This window comes from Amycolatopsis sp. 505 (assembly GCF_031625235.1).
Taxonomy (GTDB): domain Bacteria; phylum Actinomycetota; class Actinomycetes; order Mycobacteriales; family Pseudonocardiaceae; genus Amycolatopsis.
The window spans coordinates 404334-421920 of sequence record NZ_JACKQP010000005.1; the positions used below are offsets into that span (position 1 = coordinate 404334).

19 protein-coding genes are annotated in these 17587 nt (G+C 71.3%); 8 read left to right on the forward strand and 11 right to left on the reverse strand.

What is annotated here, in order from left to right:
* Positions 1 to 281: 281 nt before the first annotated feature.
* The 5 genes from H5965_RS21135 to H5965_RS21155 all read right to left on the reverse strand — a co-directional run bounded on the left by H5965_RS21135 (position 282) and on the right by H5965_RS21155 (position 2921).
* Positions 282 to 572, reverse strand: coding sequence for a hypothetical protein (locus H5965_RS21135; protein ID WP_310971764.1), 291 nt, complete (start codon positions 570 to 572; stop codon positions 282 to 284).
* A complete protein-coding gene (locus H5965_RS21140) occupies positions 569 to 874 on the reverse strand; it encodes a hypothetical protein (protein ID WP_310971765.1) in 306 nt (101 codons plus the stop codon). Before H5965_RS21140 ends, H5965_RS21135 begins: the two co-directional genes overlap by 4 nt.
* Entirely contained in the window at positions 871 to 1059 is a 189-nt protein-coding gene (locus H5965_RS21145; protein ID WP_310971766.1) for a hypothetical protein, read from the reverse strand. Before H5965_RS21145 ends, H5965_RS21140 begins: the two co-directional genes overlap by 4 nt.
* Complete coding sequence (locus tag H5965_RS21150; protein WP_310971767.1) at positions 1056 to 1253, reverse strand: hypothetical protein; 198 nt, start codon at positions 1251 to 1253, stop codon at positions 1056 to 1058. The genes H5965_RS21145 and H5965_RS21150 overlap by 4 nt, the downstream gene beginning before the upstream one ends.
* 441 nt (positions 1254 to 1694) lie before the next feature.
* Entirely contained in the window at positions 1695 to 2921 is a 1227-nt protein-coding gene (locus tag H5965_RS21155; RefSeq protein ID WP_310971768.1) for a cytochrome P450, read from the reverse strand.
* 418 nt (positions 2922 to 3339) lie between these two features.
* Here H5965_RS21155 and H5965_RS21160 point away from each other — a divergent pair, with 418 nt between their 5' ends.
* Entirely contained in the window at positions 3340 to 3762 is a 423-nt protein-coding gene (locus H5965_RS21160) for a hypothetical protein (RefSeq protein WP_310971769.1), read from the forward strand.
* 134 nt (positions 3763 to 3896) lie between these two features.
* A complete protein-coding gene (locus H5965_RS21165) occupies positions 3897 to 6683 on the forward strand; it encodes a hypothetical protein (protein WP_310971770.1) in 2787 nt (928 codons plus the stop codon).
* A gap of 22 nt (positions 6684 to 6705) precedes the next feature.
* On the opposite strand, the gene H5965_RS21170 is transcribed toward H5965_RS21165, so the two are convergent.
* The gene (locus H5965_RS21170; protein ID WP_310971771.1) at positions 6706 to 8085 is read right to left on the reverse strand and encodes a DUF2867 domain-containing protein; all 1380 of its coding nucleotides are present in this window, start codon (positions 8083 to 8085) and stop codon (positions 6706 to 6708) included.
* A gap of 341 nt (positions 8086 to 8426) precedes the next feature.
* Between H5965_RS21170 and H5965_RS21175 the strand changes: the two genes are divergently transcribed.
* Positions 8427 to 9290, forward strand: coding sequence for an oxygenase MpaB family protein (locus tag H5965_RS21175; protein ID WP_310971772.1), 864 nt, complete (start codon positions 8427 to 8429; stop codon positions 9288 to 9290).
* A 73-nt stretch (positions 9291 to 9363) separates the two neighbouring features.
* On the opposite strand, the gene H5965_RS21180 is transcribed toward H5965_RS21175, so the two are convergent.
* From H5965_RS21180 to H5965_RS21195, 4 genes are all read right to left on the reverse strand, one after another.
* A complete protein-coding gene (locus H5965_RS21180) occupies positions 9364 to 9681 on the reverse strand; it encodes a hypothetical protein (protein WP_310971773.1) in 318 nt (105 codons plus the stop codon).
* Positions 9682 to 9800: 119 nt separating this feature from the next.
* Entirely contained in the window at positions 9801 to 9923 is a 123-nt protein-coding gene (locus H5965_RS21185) for a hypothetical protein (protein WP_310971774.1), read from the reverse strand.
* A gap of 91 nt (positions 9924 to 10014) precedes the next feature.
* Entirely contained in the window at positions 10015 to 10200 is a 186-nt protein-coding gene (locus H5965_RS21190) for a cyclase family protein (RefSeq protein WP_310971775.1), read from the reverse strand.
* A gap of 162 nt (positions 10201 to 10362) precedes the next feature.
* On the reverse strand, positions 10363 to 11277 hold the full coding sequence (locus H5965_RS21195) for a LysR family transcriptional regulator (RefSeq protein ID WP_310971776.1): 915 nt from the start codon (positions 11275 to 11277) through the stop codon (positions 10363 to 10365).
* A gap of 86 nt (positions 11278 to 11363) precedes the next feature.
* On the opposite strand from H5965_RS21195, the gene H5965_RS21200 reads away from it, so the two are divergent.
* The 5 genes from H5965_RS21200 to H5965_RS21220 are packed head-to-tail and all read left to right on the forward strand — an operon-like array spanning position 11364 to position 16292.
* Positions 11364 to 12518 (forward strand): acyl-CoA dehydrogenase family protein, encoded by a 1155-nt coding sequence (locus H5965_RS21200; RefSeq protein ID WP_310971777.1) that lies wholly within the window; start codon positions 11364 to 11366, stop codon positions 12516 to 12518.
* Complete coding sequence (locus tag H5965_RS21205; RefSeq protein WP_310971778.1) at positions 12515 to 13306, forward strand: CoA ester lyase; 792 nt, start codon at positions 12515 to 12517, stop codon at positions 13304 to 13306. Before H5965_RS21200 ends, H5965_RS21205 begins: the two co-directional genes overlap by 4 nt.
* Before the next feature lie 24 nt (positions 13307 to 13330).
* The gene (locus H5965_RS21210; RefSeq protein WP_310971779.1) at positions 13331 to 14476 is read left to right on the forward strand and encodes a CaiB/BaiF CoA-transferase family protein; all 1146 of its coding nucleotides are present in this window, start codon (positions 13331 to 13333) and stop codon (positions 14474 to 14476) included.
* Entirely contained in the window at positions 14473 to 15270 is a 798-nt protein-coding gene (locus H5965_RS21215; protein WP_310971780.1) for a MaoC family dehydratase N-terminal domain-containing protein, read from the forward strand. Before H5965_RS21210 ends, H5965_RS21215 begins: the two co-directional genes overlap by 4 nt.
* On the forward strand, positions 15267 to 16292 hold the full coding sequence (locus tag H5965_RS21220) for a zinc-binding dehydrogenase (RefSeq protein ID WP_310971781.1): 1026 nt from the start codon (positions 15267 to 15269) through the stop codon (positions 16290 to 16292). Before H5965_RS21215 ends, H5965_RS21220 begins: the two co-directional genes overlap by 4 nt.
* Here the strand turns inward: H5965_RS21220 and H5965_RS21225 are convergent, their stop codons facing one another.
* Positions 16293 to 17579 carry an MFS transporter gene (locus H5965_RS21225; protein WP_310971782.1) on the reverse strand — a complete coding sequence of 429 codons (1287 nt, stop codon included), beginning with the start codon at positions 17577 to 17579 and terminating at the stop codon, positions 16293 to 16295.
* Positions 17580 to 17587 lie beyond the last annotated feature (8 nt).

Here is a 17587-nt window from a genome sequence, read left to right on the forward strand (position 1 = left end):
CAGGTCACGCAAGACGACACGCCGACTCATTCTGAACTGACCCCTTAGCCCGTCCGGCGGGTCGGACACCACGGCTGCGGCTTGCTCCTTGGTTAGCAGGCTGCACGGGTCGGCGTCGAACTTCGCCAGGTCGACGGGGGTGTCGACGCGGTCGAGCGGCAGGGGAGCGCCGGTCTGTGCCGGTGCTGGTGGCTGGGAGAGCACTCGTTCCGGTGCGGACGGTCCGCAGCCGGCGAGCAGGCTGACCGACAGGAGTGTCGCGCACGCGATCGCGGGTGCCCTCATGCCGGTGCCGCCGACGGGTCGACCCGCCATTGCCGTTGGTCGTCGATGCCGGAGTTGCCCGGCATCGGGGGCATGTCCGGGAATTCGGTATTGCCTTGGACGAAGGCGATGGCCTGCCCGCGCAACTTGCCCAAGGTTTCGAAGGCTTGCCCGAACAGGGCGAACGTTGCGACCTTGTCGCGGGCGGCGCAGATGTCGTCGGTGGCTTTGCGCAGGGCCTCGGGGTAGACCTCGAAGCTCGAACCGGCTGCGGCGTTGCCGTACGGGTTGAAGTTGCCGCTGCTCATCGGGTCTCCCGTGCCGCATCGTCGAGCATGTTCTTGCGCCGGGTCGCGGTCGCGGATTCGGCGTTGGTGATCGCGCGCAGCACGTGCCCGGCGAGGCTGGCGCCGGTCTGCGCGGCGACCGCGTTCTGGTCGAGGTCGACCGAGACGAGACCGCCCAGGCCGTCGACGGCGACCGTGCCGAGGTTGGCGCCGATGTCGAGGACCAGCGGCAAGCTTTCCCCGGTCTTCGCAGCATGCTCGACGGCGGCGACGCGGGCGTCGATTTCCTTCGCGAGGTGGTAAAGCCGCTCTTCGCTGTTCACCAGCGACCACCTCCGGCCTCGGGCTTGTCGTCGGTGAGGAAGTCGAGTTCCTCGAAGCTCTCGTCGTCGGCCGGCGTGGTGGTGGGCGACGGCGGCGGTTGTTTGCCGAAAAGGTCGTTCAGGTGTGGCAGCGCCGACGCATGGGCCGCGGTGCGGGCGGCGCGGACGGCTTCGACGATGCTCAACCCGAGCTTCTGGACGTGAGCGCCGTGCAGGGCACGGTCGTCGATACGCAGGTCGAGGAGCTTTCCTGGCCGGTCACGGTCGCGGTGATCAGCTGGTCGGCTGAGTGCGCGGTGTGGCGTCCGGCCGCCAGCTGCGCGTCGATTTCGGCGGCTTGCTGCTGTAGAAGCCGCAGGTCGCGGTGTGGTGCGGTCATGATGGCGCCACGACGGTGTACATACTGATTCCCCTACTCCAGGTTCTGCCGAAAATGACAGAACGTGCCCGGCGTGCACCTTACTGCGACAGTGCCGCGGTGCAAGCGGAACTGGCAGAGAGCGGCGTAGGTCACGATGGTCCCGGAGACAGGGGCCAGCGGGAAGTGGTGCGCCCAGCCGCAGTTGTTCCGCTGTGTCGCCGACGGTGATCAGACCCAGGTTCGCAACCGGGTCGCGGGTTCGCGTTAGCGGCTCAGTGCATCGGAGTCGGTGATGTAGGTGCTGGTGGACACTGAGGTCGTGTTCCGGTGTGCGAACCAGGTCAGGGATGAGCATCGAAGGGCAGACTGCTGTCTGGTCGGCGAGGTGCTCGTAGTGCCAGCCGATCACTGCGTGGTCCCGGTGATCGGTGTCAGGCGTCCGTGTTCACGGTTTCGGTGTCAGCGAGGTGCGGTCCGGAGGTGGACGGGCAGGCTGGTGTGCCCGTTGGACAGGAACGTGGGCAGGGTGGTCAGTTTCTCCGGCGGCACGGCGAGGGTCAGGTCCGGAAAGCGGTCGAACAGCGCCGGGAGCGCCACCTCGGCTTCGAGCCGGGCCAGCGGCGCGCCGGGGCAGTGGTGCACGCCGTAGCCGAAGGTGAGGTGTGGTGCGGCCGCGCGGGTGATGTCGAACTCGTCGGCGGTGTCGCCGTGCTGGGCGGGGTCGCGCCCGGCGGCGCCGAATCCGACCAGGATCGCGTCGCCGCGGCGGATCACCGTGTCGTCCACCTCGATGTCCTCGACCGCGTACCGCAGCGGCGTGTACGGGATCGGCGCCTGCCAGCGCAGCGTCTCCTCCACCACGGCGGTCCAGGACGCTCGCCCGGACCGGACCAGGGCGAGCTGATCAGGGTGGGTCAGCAGCGCGGTGATGGCGTGGTCGAGCAGGTTCACCGTGGTCTCGTGGCCGGCGGTCATCATCAGCATCAGCGTGTCGACGAGCTCGGTTTCGGTCAGCGCGCCGTCCCGGTCGTCGCGCGCGGCGATCAGGGCGCTGGTCAGGTCGTCGGCGGGCGCCGCGCGCTTCTGCGAGATCAGTTCGGTGAACAGGGCGTATGCCGCCGCCACGTTCGCCTGGGCCTGTTCGGCGGTGATCGCGCTGTCGAAGAAGCCGTCCACTACTTCGCGGATTCCGGCCTGTTTGTCGCCCGGGACGCCGAACAGCCGGCAGATGACCTCGATCGGCAGCGGGTAGGCGTACCGCGCCCGCAGGTCGACGGACGCGTCACGGGAATCCGCCTCGATGGCGTCGAGCAGGTCCCGGGTGATTTCTTCGACTTTCGAACGGAGCGCCTCGGTGCGGCGGACCGTGAAGGCGGCGGCCGTCAGGGAACGCAGCCGGCGGTGGTCGGCACCGTAGGCGGTGAACATGTTCCGGATCGACACCCAGATCCGCAGCGGCCAGTCGTCGGCGATTTGGCCGTTGGTGAACGCGGGCCAGTGCTGGAACGCGTCCTTGGACACCCGGGGGTCGGCCAGCAGCCGACGGAGGACGTCGTTCCCGGTGGCGGCCCAGGCTGGAACGCCACCGGGCAGTTCGATCCGGGTGACCGGCCCCCGTTCTCGCAGGCGGGCACCCTCGGCGTGCACGTCGGAGGCGTGGATGTCGAGGGTGATCGGCTGTTCCATTCTCATTTCCCCACCGGTTCTCGCGCGGATCCCGGCCGAACTGGGATACGGAATACGCCTGCGGCGGTGATCCAGTACATGGCCTTCCGGTTTCTCGCTATGGTGTCACCCCCTAAGGATCGCGCGATCGACAGCATTGATAATTGTGCCATCGCGAGGACGTGGCTCGCGTGCCCTCAACGAGTGAAATGACGAGCGAACAGTGCTGATTCGCCATCCCAATGGAGTCACCCGCATGGGGGGTATTAGAGCCCGGATCAGGTGAACAATGGGTGACCAATTCGATTTCTTGACGGGCAGTCCGAGTTTCCGTCCGCCCCAGCTACGACGTCCGCCGACGCAGCTTCTTGAAGAGTGGTGCAGGAACAACCGCACACGCTTACCCTTGCAGCATCGACATCCGCACGGACTCGGGTCGATGAACACGCCCGCGTCCCGCGACACGGTGGACGTCGACGTCCCGCGTGCCGGGACGTACCGGCTGGGCGTGTTCTACGGCACCAACACCTTCGTCGGCCGGCTGGACACCCCGCTCGCGCTGGCCGCGGGCCGGCACCACGTCTCCGTGCGCACCAGCGATCCGAGCGGTTTCCTCGGCGGCTCGCCGGACGTCACGCTCGACCGACCTGACCGAGACGACCGGCCCGGAACGGGCGGAGTACCCGCTCGCCGACGCCCGCCGCTCGGGCGGCACGGTGGACCACGGCACCGGCGCGCTCCGGAACGCGGTCCACGTCGAGGCCGGATCGGGGCAGTTCGCGGGCGGCGCGGCGACGGCGACCGGCGCCTGGGCGTCTGGGGGGCTCGTACGTCGGCTATCTCGGCAACGGCGGGACGCTGACGATCCCGCGAACCAGCGGCCCCGGGCCGTACGACCTCACGGTCGCCTACGCCCAGGCCGAGAAGAACACCGGCCACCCGTACAACACGGACACGATCACCCGGATCCTGGTGGCCACCGAGGCGGGTGGCACGGTGACGCGAGCGCCCTACCGCCACAACTACACGTGGGACGGCTTCTGGCCGGAGACTTCGCCGATCGGGGCACCGCGGTGCAGCAGTCGCTTCTACGCCTCATGCTGTTACGGCGCGTGCAGCTTCGACCAGCCCTTCGCCACGCAGATGGCGGCCGGTGTCGTCGTCACCGTGCCGCGCCGGACGCGACTTTTGGAGGTATCCGTGTTGCGCACGCGATTCGGGGTGCTCGCCGTACTCATCCCGCTCGGCCTGACCGGTGTCCCCGCCGCCGCGGTGGCGGGGACACACGATGGGAAGAGCCCTCTCGACCCCGCGCTGGTCGCGGGTTCCGGGGCGAGCGAACTGACCACCAGCACCCGCCTGGCCGACCGGCGTTCGCTGATCACCGGTCCGGGGGCGTACGTGCTGGGCGACGCGTCGGGGCAGTACCCGGCCGCCGGGTTCCACATCCGCGGGGAAATGGGCGGGTTCTGGGCGCCGCCGATCAAACTGCTCGACGGCCTCTGGTTCCGGGTGGGGGACCAGTGGCTGGGCAGCGGTACCACCGCCGTCGGCTACACCAGCGGCGACGGCTACGAACGCTTCCGCTACCAGACCACGGGCGGCCTGACAGCCGAGCGCGTCCAGTTCGTGCCGGACGGATCCGCCACCACCCTCATCGCGCTCAGCCTGCGCAGCCCGGTGAGCCGCACGGTCGATCTGCGGGTCGACGCTCACTCGGAGCTGTTGCCGGCCTACCCGTGGACGTCGACCACGCCGTCCTCGGCCGCCGTCGACTTGCCCGACACCGTGAGCACCGACGGAACGGCTCTGACTTTCCGCGAGACCGGGACGTCGCCGGGAGCGCGCCCGCACGACTACAGCGCGGTCGTCGCCGGCAGCCGGCGACCGGTGGCGACCGCCACGACGGGCACGCACCGAGGTCCGCAGGACCCGCCCGTGCTGTGCCCGCCGACCGGGACGGCTCCGCCTCGCTGCGATGACAGCGATGCCGGCAAGGGCGCCGGGGGTGCCCTCGACTACCGGGTCGACGTCTCGGCCCGCCGCACGGAAACGCTGTGGTTCGCGGTGGCCGGCTCGACGACGAACGTGACCGAAGCGACTCGTTCTGTCCAGACGGCGCTGGCCGGCCCGGCCGCCGCCTGGGCGGGCAAGCTCGCCGGACGACGTGCCGCCGTCGCGCCGACCCAGGTGGATCTGCCGGGTGACCGCGCGCTCCAGGCCGCTGTCCGGTGGAGCAAAAGCAACCTCGCGGATTCGGTGCAGCAGGCCCGGAACCTGCAGGTCCGGCCGGTGTCGGCGGGAACGAGCTACCCGCCAGCGGCCGGTACCGTATCGTCCGCCCGGTGGATCGGTGCCGGGTTTCCCGACTACCCGTGGCTGTTCGGCACCGACGGGGAGTACAGCGCCTTCGCGGCCGTGGCGGCCGGCCGCTTCGACCTGGTCCGCGACCACCTGCGTGCCCTGCGCGACGTCAGCGACCTGGTCAACCAGCGCAGCGGAAAGATCGTGCACGAGGTCGTTTCCACCGGTGACGTGTACTTCGGCGCCAACGGCGACCCGGGCAACACCGACGAGACCGCGAAGTTCCCGAGCGTGGTGGCGTTGCTGTGGCGGTGGACCGGGGACAACCGGGTCCTCGACGACTTCTACGACCTCTCCGCCCGCGCGCTGAAGTACATCGCCACGAACCTCGACGCCGACCACGACGGCTGGCCCGAGGGGCTGGGCAACGTCGAGCGTCCCGGCATGGGCGCGGAAAAGCTCGACAACGCCGTCTACTACCTCCGCGGCCTCGCCGACCTCGCCGACATGGCCGAGAGCCGTGGGGACCACGCGACCGCCCGCTGGGCCCGAGCCCGGTTCGACGATCTGCGCGGCCGGTTCGACGCCACCTGGTGGGCGGGCGACGACGCCGCCGGCTACGGCGACTCGCTGGGAGAGGACAACACGCCCGTCTTCCAGCGGCACTGGATCGGCCTGACCCCGCTCGAAGCCGCCGTGCCGGGCGCGCGGGAACTGGCATCCCGGCGCCACGCGCAGGAAACCCTGCGACGCCGGGAACAGGCCTGCTACAGCGGCGACCTCGGCCTCTACCACACCGGGACGGGCCCGACCAGCGCTCCCGGCGGCAACCCCGGCCCCAGTTGCGACCAGGTTGTCACCGCGGTGCCGGCCGAGCGGGCCGTGTACTCGCTGAACACGGCGATCATGGCCGTGGCCGAAGGCAACCACGGCCGGCTCGGCCGCACCCAGCAGCAGCGCTACACCACCGCGAACACCCGGATCCAGCTCGATCCGGCGATCTGGGAGAAGCCGGGGGCGATGCCGGAAGTGGCTCCGTCGCCCGACTTCGCGGCGAACATCGACCGGCCCTTCACCGACCGCTCGATGGTGCTGCAGGCGTGGGGGACCTACGGCGTGCTCTGGCCGGTCGTGCACCAGCAACTCGGCGTCGACCCCGACCTGCCCCACGGCCGCATCGCGGTCGTTCCCCAGATCCCGCAGGGGCAGAACCGCATCTCCGGTTCGGACCTCCGGCTCGGCACCGGCTCCCTCGCCGTCCGGGCGACGACCACCGGGGCGAGCCTGACCACCTGGTTCTCCTGGACCGGAACCGCCGCGATCACGGTCGGCGCCGTCCTGCCGCCGGGGAGAACGGTCACCGGCGTCTCTTTCGGCGGCCGTCCGGTGCCCTACCGGCTGCTCTCCACTGCCCGAGGCGACCAGGTCGAAGCGGACGTCGCCAGCGGCTCGGGCGAACTTCAGGTGCGCCTTCGGTGAGCAGCTGCGGGCCGGTCCGGCATCAGGTCGCGCGTTCGGCGTCGCGGACGATCGAGCGGGCGAGCCACGCGAACACCTGGTTGTGCGCCGGTTTCTGGAGGTGCCAGTAGGCGTGGCCCAGTGGTGAGGCCGGGGCGAACCGCACCCGCTGCCGCAGCAGGCTCCCGGAACCGGCCGGGTCCGCGCGCAGGGTGAGTTCGGCGTCGCCGGGCAGGCGCATGTCCGCGGTCAACACGAGCTCGCGGTGGGTGTCGTCGCGGCGGCGGACCGTCCAGAAGTCGACGACGTCCCCGGTCACCGGCCGGTCGGGGCGACCGCGGTAGGCCCCCGCTCCGCCGAGCAGCCCGTCGAGCAGCCCGCGCAGGGCCCAAGCCGGTGCGGGTGGGAACCGGCCGTGGTCGCCGCCGAGGGCGGTGATCGCCTGCCACAGCCGTTGCGGGGCCGCTTTTGCGAGCCGCGTGTGCTCCTCCAGGTACGCCGGACCGGCGGGTGCCTGCTGCACCGGAACCCCGAGTGCCGTGCGCAGGGCGTTGTCGAGGCTTGTCGGTCCGCCGGGCGGGGGCGGCAGGACGGATTCGACCGGGGTGTCGGCCGGAAGCAGGTCGTGTTCGAGCGACGCGAACAACGGGCCCGCGACGGCGGCGGGCACGGGCGAGGTCAGCCCGGCGATCCGCGCGGCGGCGTGGTGGGACCAGAACGGTGCCGGCAAGGCGAGCGCGGCGGGCCGCCGCAGGAGGCGGGCGCAGCGCCGCACGAGGCCGTCGTAGCTGATGGCTTCCGGCCCGCTGACATCGAACCGGCCTCGCAGCGGCGAGTGGCCGGCCGCCGCCCGCAGGTAGTGGCGGACGTCGGCGAGCGCGACCGGGCGGCTGCGGCGGGCGGTCCACCGGGGCCGCGGCCGGAACGGCAGCCGGGCGGTGCGCGACAGCAGCTCCACCCCGGCCGATCCGCGGCCGAGGATCATCGACGCCTGCAGCGCGATGGCCGGAACCTCGCCGTCGAGCAGGATGCCGGCCACCTCGGAGCGGGACGCCAGGTGTGGCGACGTCGTGGCCGCCGGTCGTGGCCCGCCCAGGTATACGAGCTGCCGGACCCCGGCGGCTGAGGCCGTGGCGGCGAGGCGCTGTGCGATGACGCGGTCTCGGCGGGCGAAGTCCGGGCGGGCCAGCGAGTGCACGAGGTGGAAGACCACGTCCGCGCCGTCGCACGCGGTCTCGAGGGCGCGCGGGTCCGCGGCGTCCCCGAGCGTCACGCCGATCCGGTGCGGGAAGCCGTGCTCAGCCGTGCGGGAGAGGACATGGACCGGGTGCCCGGCGGCGGCAAGGTCGGCGACGAGCGCCCGGCCGACGAAACCGGTCGCGCCCAGCACCGTGCAGCGGGGAGCGTGCGGTTCCGGCGTCATCGCGAGCCCGGGATCGGCCGGCCGACGACGGTGCCGCGCCCGGCGTCGCCGGGGCAGGCGTAAGGGTGCGGCGGGCTGCTGCCGGCCATGCGGCGTCCTTCCCTAGGCGATGCAGAGGCGTCACAAACGTAAGGCGTCGGGGCCGCGACTGCCTGGGGAGAGGAGCTGTCACGCGCTCGGGGCAAGCGATGCTGCCGGTTGGTTCTCGCGCGCTGTGCGGGATAAGTGCAGGTAGACTCAGCGTCGGACGACTACCCTGGATGTCGCCCAGCCCAAGGATTTGCATCGTCTTTGTATCGCAGTGCCGGATGGCGGGCTCGACACCGCGCCGCGGAGGTGCCATGCAGCCGAACTTCCCTCTCGGGGTGTCGCTGATCCGGGAACGGATGCGCGACGCACTTTTCGCTCGGGTGGCGGGACCCGACGGGCCGCGCAACCGCGCCCGCATCCACGGTGCGCCGGGGGAACGCTGGTTCGGGCCGGACAGCGCGATCCGGCGGGTGCACGGGGACACGGCCATGTTCGTGGGCGGTCTGCGCGCGCTGCTGCTGCAGTCACTGCACCCACTGGCGATGGCGGCGGTCGCCGCGCACTCGGGCTACCGCGGCGATCCGTGGGGCCGGCTGCAGCGCACGAGCACGTTCCTTGCCGAGACGACGTTCGGCACGGCCGAAGACGCCCAGCGCGCGGTCGAGACCGTGCGCTCGGTCCACCGGCGGGTGCGGGGAGTGGCCCCGGACGGGCGGCCGTACCGGGCCGACGACCCGCAGCTGCTGGCGTGGGTGCACATCGCCGAAGTCGACAGCTTCTTGCGCGCCCACCAGCGGTACGGTGCGCAGCCTCTCGACGAGGCGGGGTGCGACGCCTACGTCGCCGAGACAGCCGTGATCGCCCGGGCACTCGGGGTGCCCGACCCGCCGGTGACCCGGGCCGGGCTCGACCTGGCGCTCGCCGCGTACCGGCCGGAGTTGCGCGGTACCCCGGAAGCTCGGCAAGCCGCCCGGTTCCTCCTGCTCACCCCGCCGGTCCCGTGGCCGGCGCGGCTTCCTTACGCGGCACTGGCAGCCTCGGCGGTGGCGATGCTGCCGGCGTGGACGCGGCCGCAACTGCGCCTCCCGCGGCTGCCGGTCGCCGAAGCGACCGTCGTCCGGCTTGCCGGGCACAGCTTGGTGAAGGTCGTGCGCTGGGCGATGACCGCGGCCTGAGCGGCGCCCGGATCCGCATCCCGTACGTCGATGCGTAGGGCCGGGATTCTGCTCATCCTCGCCGCCGCGCCGATCAGGCGGCAACCGAGATGGTGGCATCAGGCTGGGCGCAGTTCCAGGGTGCAGGTTCGTAGCCCCGGTCGAGCAGGCGTCTGCTGCCTGCCGAGAACGCGCCGGGGTAGTGGGCGATGGTGTCGGCGTCGAGAGGCAGCAGGGCGGTGTCCAGGTGGTAGAAGCACGCGTAGACCAACCGCAGGGGGATCACCGGGTAGCCGAGGAACTCCTGAGCCTCCAGATGCGTGTCGTGTTCGGTGCGGAAGCCGGTGCCCGCCAGGACATGCCGTCCGGTGAAGGGGAAATCGCCCTCTCCCTCGCCGAGCGCTTCGGACATCGCGACGGTGTAACCGTGCCACGAACGCACGGCCGCCGACCACGACCGCGCCGTGGGCGGTGAACACCATGTCCGGCAAGCCGGGTATCGGAGCCAGCAAGCCCTGTCGACATCCCGGCTCATGCGCCCGGCACCAACGCCAGAACGCGGGCGGGAAACGCTGTGGCGCTACGGGCCTTGCCGACGCCGACGCCGACGACGACCGTGGCGCCGAGCGGCGGCACTTCGGACAGGCCGGCCATCATCTCCACCTGGTAGCGGTCGTGCTCGAAGATCCGGGCCTCCGCCGGGTGTTGCCTGCCGGCGATCTCCTCGGCGTCCGATCCGTCGGCGTCACGGGTGACCCGGTGGCCCGGGTCGGTGTCGATCGTCTCGTAGCCTCCGGCGGGACGGTTCGGCGGACAGGTCGATGACCACCAACGGCAGCACCAGTTCGTCCGGCCGCAACTGATCCACTGTGCGTCCGCCCGCACACATGTGCGCGGGCGCGTCCACGTGGGTCGCCCAGGCACCCGGCATGCTGTGCCGCTGCAGGTCGAACGGTGTCTACGGTGCCTCGCGAGGTCAACCCGTTAGCGTGACGACGCCTTCCCGGAATAGCTGTTCGACCTCAGTTCCGCGTCCCGGATGGTGCTCCAGCCGTTCGATCAGCAGGCTGCGCGGACGAATCGCCCGCGGCGGCTAGGCGACGCTGGCGGTCGGCCAGGTGCCGTCCTCGACCAGGCGGTGGGTGACCCGGAGGACCTCGGTGGCGGCTACCTCGGCAGCGGGCGGGATACGGCCGGCTCGCGGCAATGCCAGGACGATCGTGCGGGAGATCGCGGGATCGGCGATCGGGCCGCCTCGCAGGCGCCCGGCTGCCACGTCTTCGGCGACGCCCGCCGCGGGGAGGACGCTCCACCCGGTGCCGGCGGCCACCAGCTTCTTCTGCACCGGCATCGAGTTGGTCTGGCACGCGATCGTGGGCACCGTGCCGAGTGCTTCGTCCACGAGGGTGCGCAGGCCGTGTCCCGCGACCGGCAGGATCAGCGGGTTCTCGCACACCCGGTCCCAGGTGAGCGCTTCGCGGCCGAGTTCCGCGTCGGGGGGAGCGATCGCCCACAAAGCTTCGCTCAGCAACGGGGTGACGGCGATCGACGGTGTCGAGTTCACGTTGTACAGCAGGCTCATGTCCACCGCGCCGTCGTCGAGCCACTGCCGCAGGTGACCGGAAAACGCGCTCAGGATTCGCACCTCGATGCCCGGGTGCCGGCGCCCCAGCACCTCCACCAACGGCGCGGCCACGAGTTCGACGGTGCTCTCCAGCAGCCCGATCGTCACGATGCCGCGCACGTGCTCGCGGTCCGGGCGGATTTCGGCGCGAGCCCGGTCCAGTTCGAGCAGCGCGCGTCTCGCGCGCTCGGCGAGGACCTCGCCCGCCGGGGTGAGGGTCATCCCCTGGCGGCTGCGCTCGAAGAGCGGCACCCCGATCTCGTCCTCGAGGGCGCGGATGTACCGGCTGACCGCGGGCTGCACGACGTGGAGCAGGCGCGCCGCTTTGGTGACGCTCCCGGTGTCGGCAACGGTCACCAGCGCCAAGAGCTGTTTGAGTTCCACCCGTCCTCCCGCCATGCCGGACCGGTCTAGGGATATCACGGATTGGCATTTCCCTCGACTTGTCATCACAGGTCAGGATGACAGCCATGTACGAACTCAGCGCAGACGAGACCGCGATCGTCGACGTCGTCCGCGAGTGGGTCGACCGCGAGGTCGAGCCCGTGGTGCGAGACCTCGAACACGCCGACACCTACCCCGAAGCCCTGATCGAGCAGATGAAGCGCATGGGCATCTTCGGGCTCGCCGTCCCGGAGCCGTGGAACGACGCCGGGGTGTCCACCCCGTGCTACGCGGCCGTGACCGAGGAGCTCGCCCGCGGGTGGATGAGCCTCGCCGGCGCCATGGGCGGGCACAGCGTCGTCGCCAAGCTCCTGCTCCACTACGGAACCCCGGCGCAGCGGGACCATTACCTGCCGAAGCTGGCCACCGGCGAGATCCGGGCCACCATGGCGCTCACCGAACCCGGCGGCGGCTCCGACCTGCAGGCCATCCGGACCGAGGCGCGCAAGGACGGAGACAGCTACGTCGTCAACGGCTCCAAGACCTGGATCACCAACGCCCGCCGCGCCCAGCTCGTCGCGCTGCTGTGCCGCACCGATCGGACCGCCGAGCCGAAGCACCGCGGCATCAGCATCCTGCTGGTCGAGAAGGGGCCCGGTTTCGAAGTGTCCCGGGACCTGCCGAAGCTCGGCTACAAGGGCGTCGAAAGCTGCGAGCTGTCCTTCAGCGACTTCCGCGTGCCCCGCAGCTCGTTGCTGGGCACCGTCGAAGGCGAGGGGTTCACGCAGATGATGCGCGGGCTCGAGATCGGCCGCATCCAGGTGGCGGCGCGAGCGCTCGGGGTCGGCGCCGCCGCGCTCGCCCGGTCGATTCGCTACAGCCAGGAGCGCGAAAGCTTCGGGCAGCCGATCTGGCAGCACCAGTCGATCGGCAACCACCTGGCCGACATGGCGACCGGGCTGACCGCGGCCCGGCAGCTCGTGCAGTACGCCGCCCGCCGCTACGACTCCGGCGAGCGCGCGGACATGGAAGCGGGGATGGCGAAGCTGTTCGCCTCCGAGACGGCCATGAAGATCGCGCTCGACGCGGTGCGGATCCACGGCGGCTACGGCTACTCGACGGAGTTCGACGTCGAGCGGTACTTCCGCGACGCGCCGCTGATGATCGTGGGCGAGGGCACCAACGAGATCCAGCGGACCGTCATCGCGCGCCAGCTCATCAAGCGGAACCCGGTCCGATGAGGCCCGAAGCCACCTGGCTCTTCGTGCCCGGCAACGTCCCTCGGCGCTTCGCCAAGGCGGCGGCCGCGGGCGCCGACGCCGTCGTCATCGACCTCGAAGACGCGGTGCGGCCCGAGGACAAGGACACCGCCCGTGCCGAGACGCTCCGCTGGCTGTCCGAAGGCGGCCAGGCCTGGGTTCGTCTCAACGCCGCCGGAACGCCGTGGTTCGACGCGGACGTCGACGCTGTCGCCGGCGCGTCCGGGCTACTCGGCGTGCTCGTGCCGAAGTCCGAGGACCCGGCGGCCTTGGCCGCGTTGTCGGCGCGGCTGGACACCGCGGTGGTCGCGCTGGTCGAGACCGCGGCCGGACTGCACCGCGTGCACGACGTCGCCGCCGCGCCCGGGGTGACCCGGCTCGCGTTCGGCTCGCTCGACCTGGCCGCCGACCTCGGAGCCGACGACACCGCCGAGGCGATGCTGTTCGCGCGAAGCACGATCGTGCTCGCCTCCCGGGTGGCCGGCCTGCCGGCGCCGATCGACGGCGTCACGACCGTCATCGACGACGCCGACGCGGTCACCACGGCGGCTCGCTACGCCCGGAGCCTCGGTTTCCGCGGCAAGCTCTGCATCCACCCTGCCCAGATCGCGCCCACGGGCCGGGGCCTGGCCCCCAGCGAAGACGAAATCGCGTGGGCTCGTGCAGTGCTTCGGGCGGCCGAGGGATCGGCAGGCGCGGTCACCGGTCCCGACGGGCGAATGATCGACAGACCGGTGCTCGACCGGGCCCACGCGATCCTCCGGTTCTGAAACGGCGGCTAAGAAAGGGTTTCCATGCTTCCTCTCGAAGGCACGACCGTCGTCGCGCTGGAACAAGCGGTCGCCGCGCCCTTCGCGACGCGGCAGCTCGCCGACCTCGGCGCCCGCGTCATCAAGGTCGAACGCCCCGGCGCCGGGGACTTCGCCCGCGGCTACGACCGGACGGTCCACGGCGACTCCAGCTACTTCGTCTGGCTCAACCGTGGCAAGGAGTCGATCGAGCTGGACATCAAGGACCCGGCCGACCGCCGGGTGCTCGACGCGATGATCGCGGCCGCCGACGTGGTGGTCCAGAACCTCGCACCGGGTGCGGTGGGCCGCCTCGGGCTCGACGCCGCGACGCTGCGGGCGGCCCGTCCCGACCTCGTCCACTGCTCGATCTCGGGCTACGGCTCCGGCGGCCCATACGCGGGGAAGAAGGCTTACGACCTGTTGATCCAGTGCGAGGCCGGGCTCGTCGCCGCCACCGGCACGCCGGAGGAGCCGAGCAAGGCCGGGATTTCGGTCGCGGACATCGCGACGGGCATGTACGCCTACTCGGGCATCCTCACCGCGCTGCTGCGCCGAGCCACCACGGGCGTCGGTGCGACCGTCGAGGTCGCCATGCTCGACGCGCTGGGGGAGTGGATGGTGCAACCGGCGTATAACGCGGTCTACGGCGGTGCGGAGACCCGCCGGACCGGGGCGAAGCACGCGTCGATCGCCCCTTACGGTCCTTATCGGGCCGGCGACGGCAACCAGGTTTTCCTGGCCGTCCAAAGCGACCGCGAATGGGCTCGGCTGTGCCGGGAGGTGCTCCGGCGGCCGGACCTGGCCGACGACCCGCGGTTCGCCCACAACCCGGAACGCGTCGCCCACGACCACCTGATCGGGCCGCTGATCGAAGCGGCGTTCGCCGCGTCCGGCGCCGACCAGGTCGTCGCACTGCTCGGCGAGGCCGGGATCGCCTGCGCCCGCCTCCGCCGGCCGGGTGAGCTCCTCGACCATCCGCAGCTCGCCGGGCGTGATCGCTGGCTGCAGGTCCGGACTCCCGGTGGTGCCGTCCGGGCCTTGCTGCCGCCGGTCGACATCGACGAAGTCGAGCCGGTGCCGGGCCCGGTGCCCCGGCTGGGCGAGCACAACGACGCCCTCCGCGCCGAATTCGAGGAGGTCACCCCGTGACCGAGCACACCGAAGTGCTGCAACCGGAGCCCGCCGTGGCCCTCGCCCGGCTGCTCGGCGTCGATCTGCCGGACCTGGAGACCGACGGACTTCCGCTGCTGTGGCACTGGGTCTACCTGCTCGATCGGCCGCACCAGGCCGAACTGGGGCCGGACGGCCATCCCGTGCGTGGGGTCGTCCCGGCGCCGGGCCGCCGGCGCATGGCGGCCGGGGGCCGGGTCACCCGCATCGCGCCGCTGGTCGTCGGGCGGCCTGCGACCCGGCGCAGCGAAGTCGTGTCGACGACGGACAAGGCGGGCCGTTCGGGCCCGCTGACCTTCGTCGTCGTCCGGCACACCATCAGCCAGGACGGCGCGGTGAAGGTCGTCGAGGACCAGGACATCGTCTACCGCGCCGCCGCCTCCACGCCGGTCTCGGCGTCGGCGAGCCCGCCGGTGCCCCTTGAAGCGGACGAGCGGGAGTTCCCGGTCGACCCCACCGTCCTGTTCCGCTTCTCGGCGTTGACCTACAACGCCCACCGCATCCACTACGACCGCGACTACGCCCGAGACGTCGAGGGCTACCCGGGGCTGGTCGTCCACGGCCCGCTGCAGGCGCTGGCCATGGCGGAAACCGTCCGCGCAACCGGCGCCACGGCCACCTCGATCGGCTACCGCGTCGTCGCGCCGCTGTTCGACCACCAGGGTCTGGTGGTGCGCGCCATCGGCGACGGGGTTTCCGTTCGTGACCACAGTGGCCGGATCACCGCGACCGGCCAGGTCGAAACGCTTACTGGAGAAGGGAAAGCACGATGAAGGCCGCAATCGTCCGGCAAGCCGGCGTCGTCGAGATCGACGACGTGCCTCGTCCCTCGATCGACGAGGGGGACGTCCTGGTCCGCATCCGGGCCGCCGGGCTCAACCGCGCCGACGTGCTCGTCCGGGACGGAAAGTTCGCCGAACAACCGCCATTCCCGATCATCCTCGGTGTCGAAGGCGCCGGAGACGTCGCGGCGGTCGGCAGCGCGGTCACGAACGTCGAGGTCGGGCAACGCGTGGTCGTGCTGCCCATGCTCGGCTGCGGCGTGTGTGCCGCCTGCCGGTCTGATGGGGACAGTCGTTGCCGCGAGCTGAAGTTCCTCGGCGAGCACACCGACGGCACCTACGCCGAATACCTCGCCGTCCCGGCCCGCAACGCCATCCCGGCGCCGGAGTCGCTGACCTACCTGGACCTGGCGGCGAGCCTGCTCGCGTACCTGACGGCCTGGCACATGCTGGTGACACGCGGCGGCCTGCAGCCCGGTGAAACCGCGCTGGTCGTCGGCGCCGGGAGCGGCGTGGGCACAGCCGCGGTGCAGCTCGCCCACGCCGTCGGCGCGCGGGTCATCGCCACGACCGGCACCGAAGACAAGCGAGAGCTGCTGCGGGAAATCGGCGCCGACGACGTCGTGAACTACCGGCAGGTGCCGGGATTCGGCGCCGCGGTCCGCTCGCTGACGGACGGGCGGGGCGTCGACCTCGTCCACAACTCGGCGGGCGGCGCGACCATCCAGGAGTCCATCCACGCACTGCGTCCCGGCGGCCGGCTGATCGGCATGGGATCGCATTCCGGTCCGCGCGCCGACATCGACCTGTACAGCCTCTACCGCCACGAGATCGACTTCCGCGGGGCCCACGCCGGGGACCTGCGCGAAGTCCCCGACGTCCTCGCGCTGCTCGCCGCGGGGAAGGTGCGGCCCGTGGTCGACTCGGTGTTCCCCTTGACCGACCTGGTCCGGGCCCACGAACGACTGGTGAGCCCGGACCGCTTCGGCAAGGTCGTGCTGATGATCGGCTGATCAGCCGATCGCCTTGTCCTTCGTCTCGGGCATCGTCAGGTAGACGATGAGGCCGATCGCGGCGGCGATCGCGCAGTACAGCCACACCCACGACCCGAGCCCGTGGGTGGTCAGCCACGTCGTGAGGTACGGGACGGTGCCGCCGAACACCGCGACCGACAACGCGTAGGGGAGACCGATGCCGGTCGCCCGGACCTCCGGCGGGAACTGCTCCGCCATGACCGCAGCGACGTTGGCCGAGTAGCCGAGCAGCAGGACCAGCCCGGCCACCTGGACGAGGAGCAGCAGCCGGAAATCCCCGTTCAGCAGCCGGAACGCGGGCCACGCGAGCAGCAGGAACCCGCCGGCGAACGCCACCAGGGTGGGCTTGCGGCCGATCCGGTCGGACAGCATCCCGGCGAACGGCAGCAGGACGACGAAGGTGACGAGCCCGATGACGTTGGCCAGCAACGCCTGATTGAGCGGGATGTGCGTGGACACGGCCGCGTAGGTGGGCAGGTACGTCAGCCACATGTTGTAGAGCACGACTCCGGCGATGTTGAGGCCGAAGACGCGCAACGCCGCTTTCGGCTGCTCTCGAAGCATCGTCACCAGGGCGTTGCGCCGGGGGCCGCGGGCGCGGTGGAACGACGCCGTTTCCGCCACCGAGCGGCGCAGCCAGAGGCCGATGAGCCCGAACAGCGAAGCGACCACGAACGCCAGGCGCCAGCCCCAGCTGTCCACCGCCTGCCGGGGCAGCGCCGACGTCACGATCGCGCCCATACCCGAAGCGATGAGAATGCCGACACCGACCGACACCTGCTGCCACGAGCCGGCGAACGCCCGGCGGCCGGGGCCGGCGGACTCCACGAGGAAGGCCGACGCCGAACCGAATTCGCCTCCGGCGGCGAAACCCTGCGCCATGCGCGCGATCACCAGGATGACGGGCGCCGCGAAGCCGACCTGGGCGTAGGACGGCGAGACGCCGATGACGAACGTCGCCGCCGCCATCAGGCCGATCGTGAGCACCAGGCCCTTCTTGCGGCCGTGCCGGTCGGCGTAGGCGCCCATGATCGCGGCGCCGATCGGCCGCACGACGAAGCCGACGGCGAAGATGGCCAAAGTGGACAGCAGGGCCGCGCTGTCGTTGCCCGGCGGGAAGAAGTGGTGCGCGAAGACGGACGAGAACGTCGTGTACACCGCCCAGTCGATGAACTCGACGGCGTTGCCGATGCTGCCGGCGACGAGCGCCCGGCGGTTGCCCCGCCCGGTCGCTTCCGCCGCGGTGCCGAGCCGAGTGGCTTCCATGGTCGTTC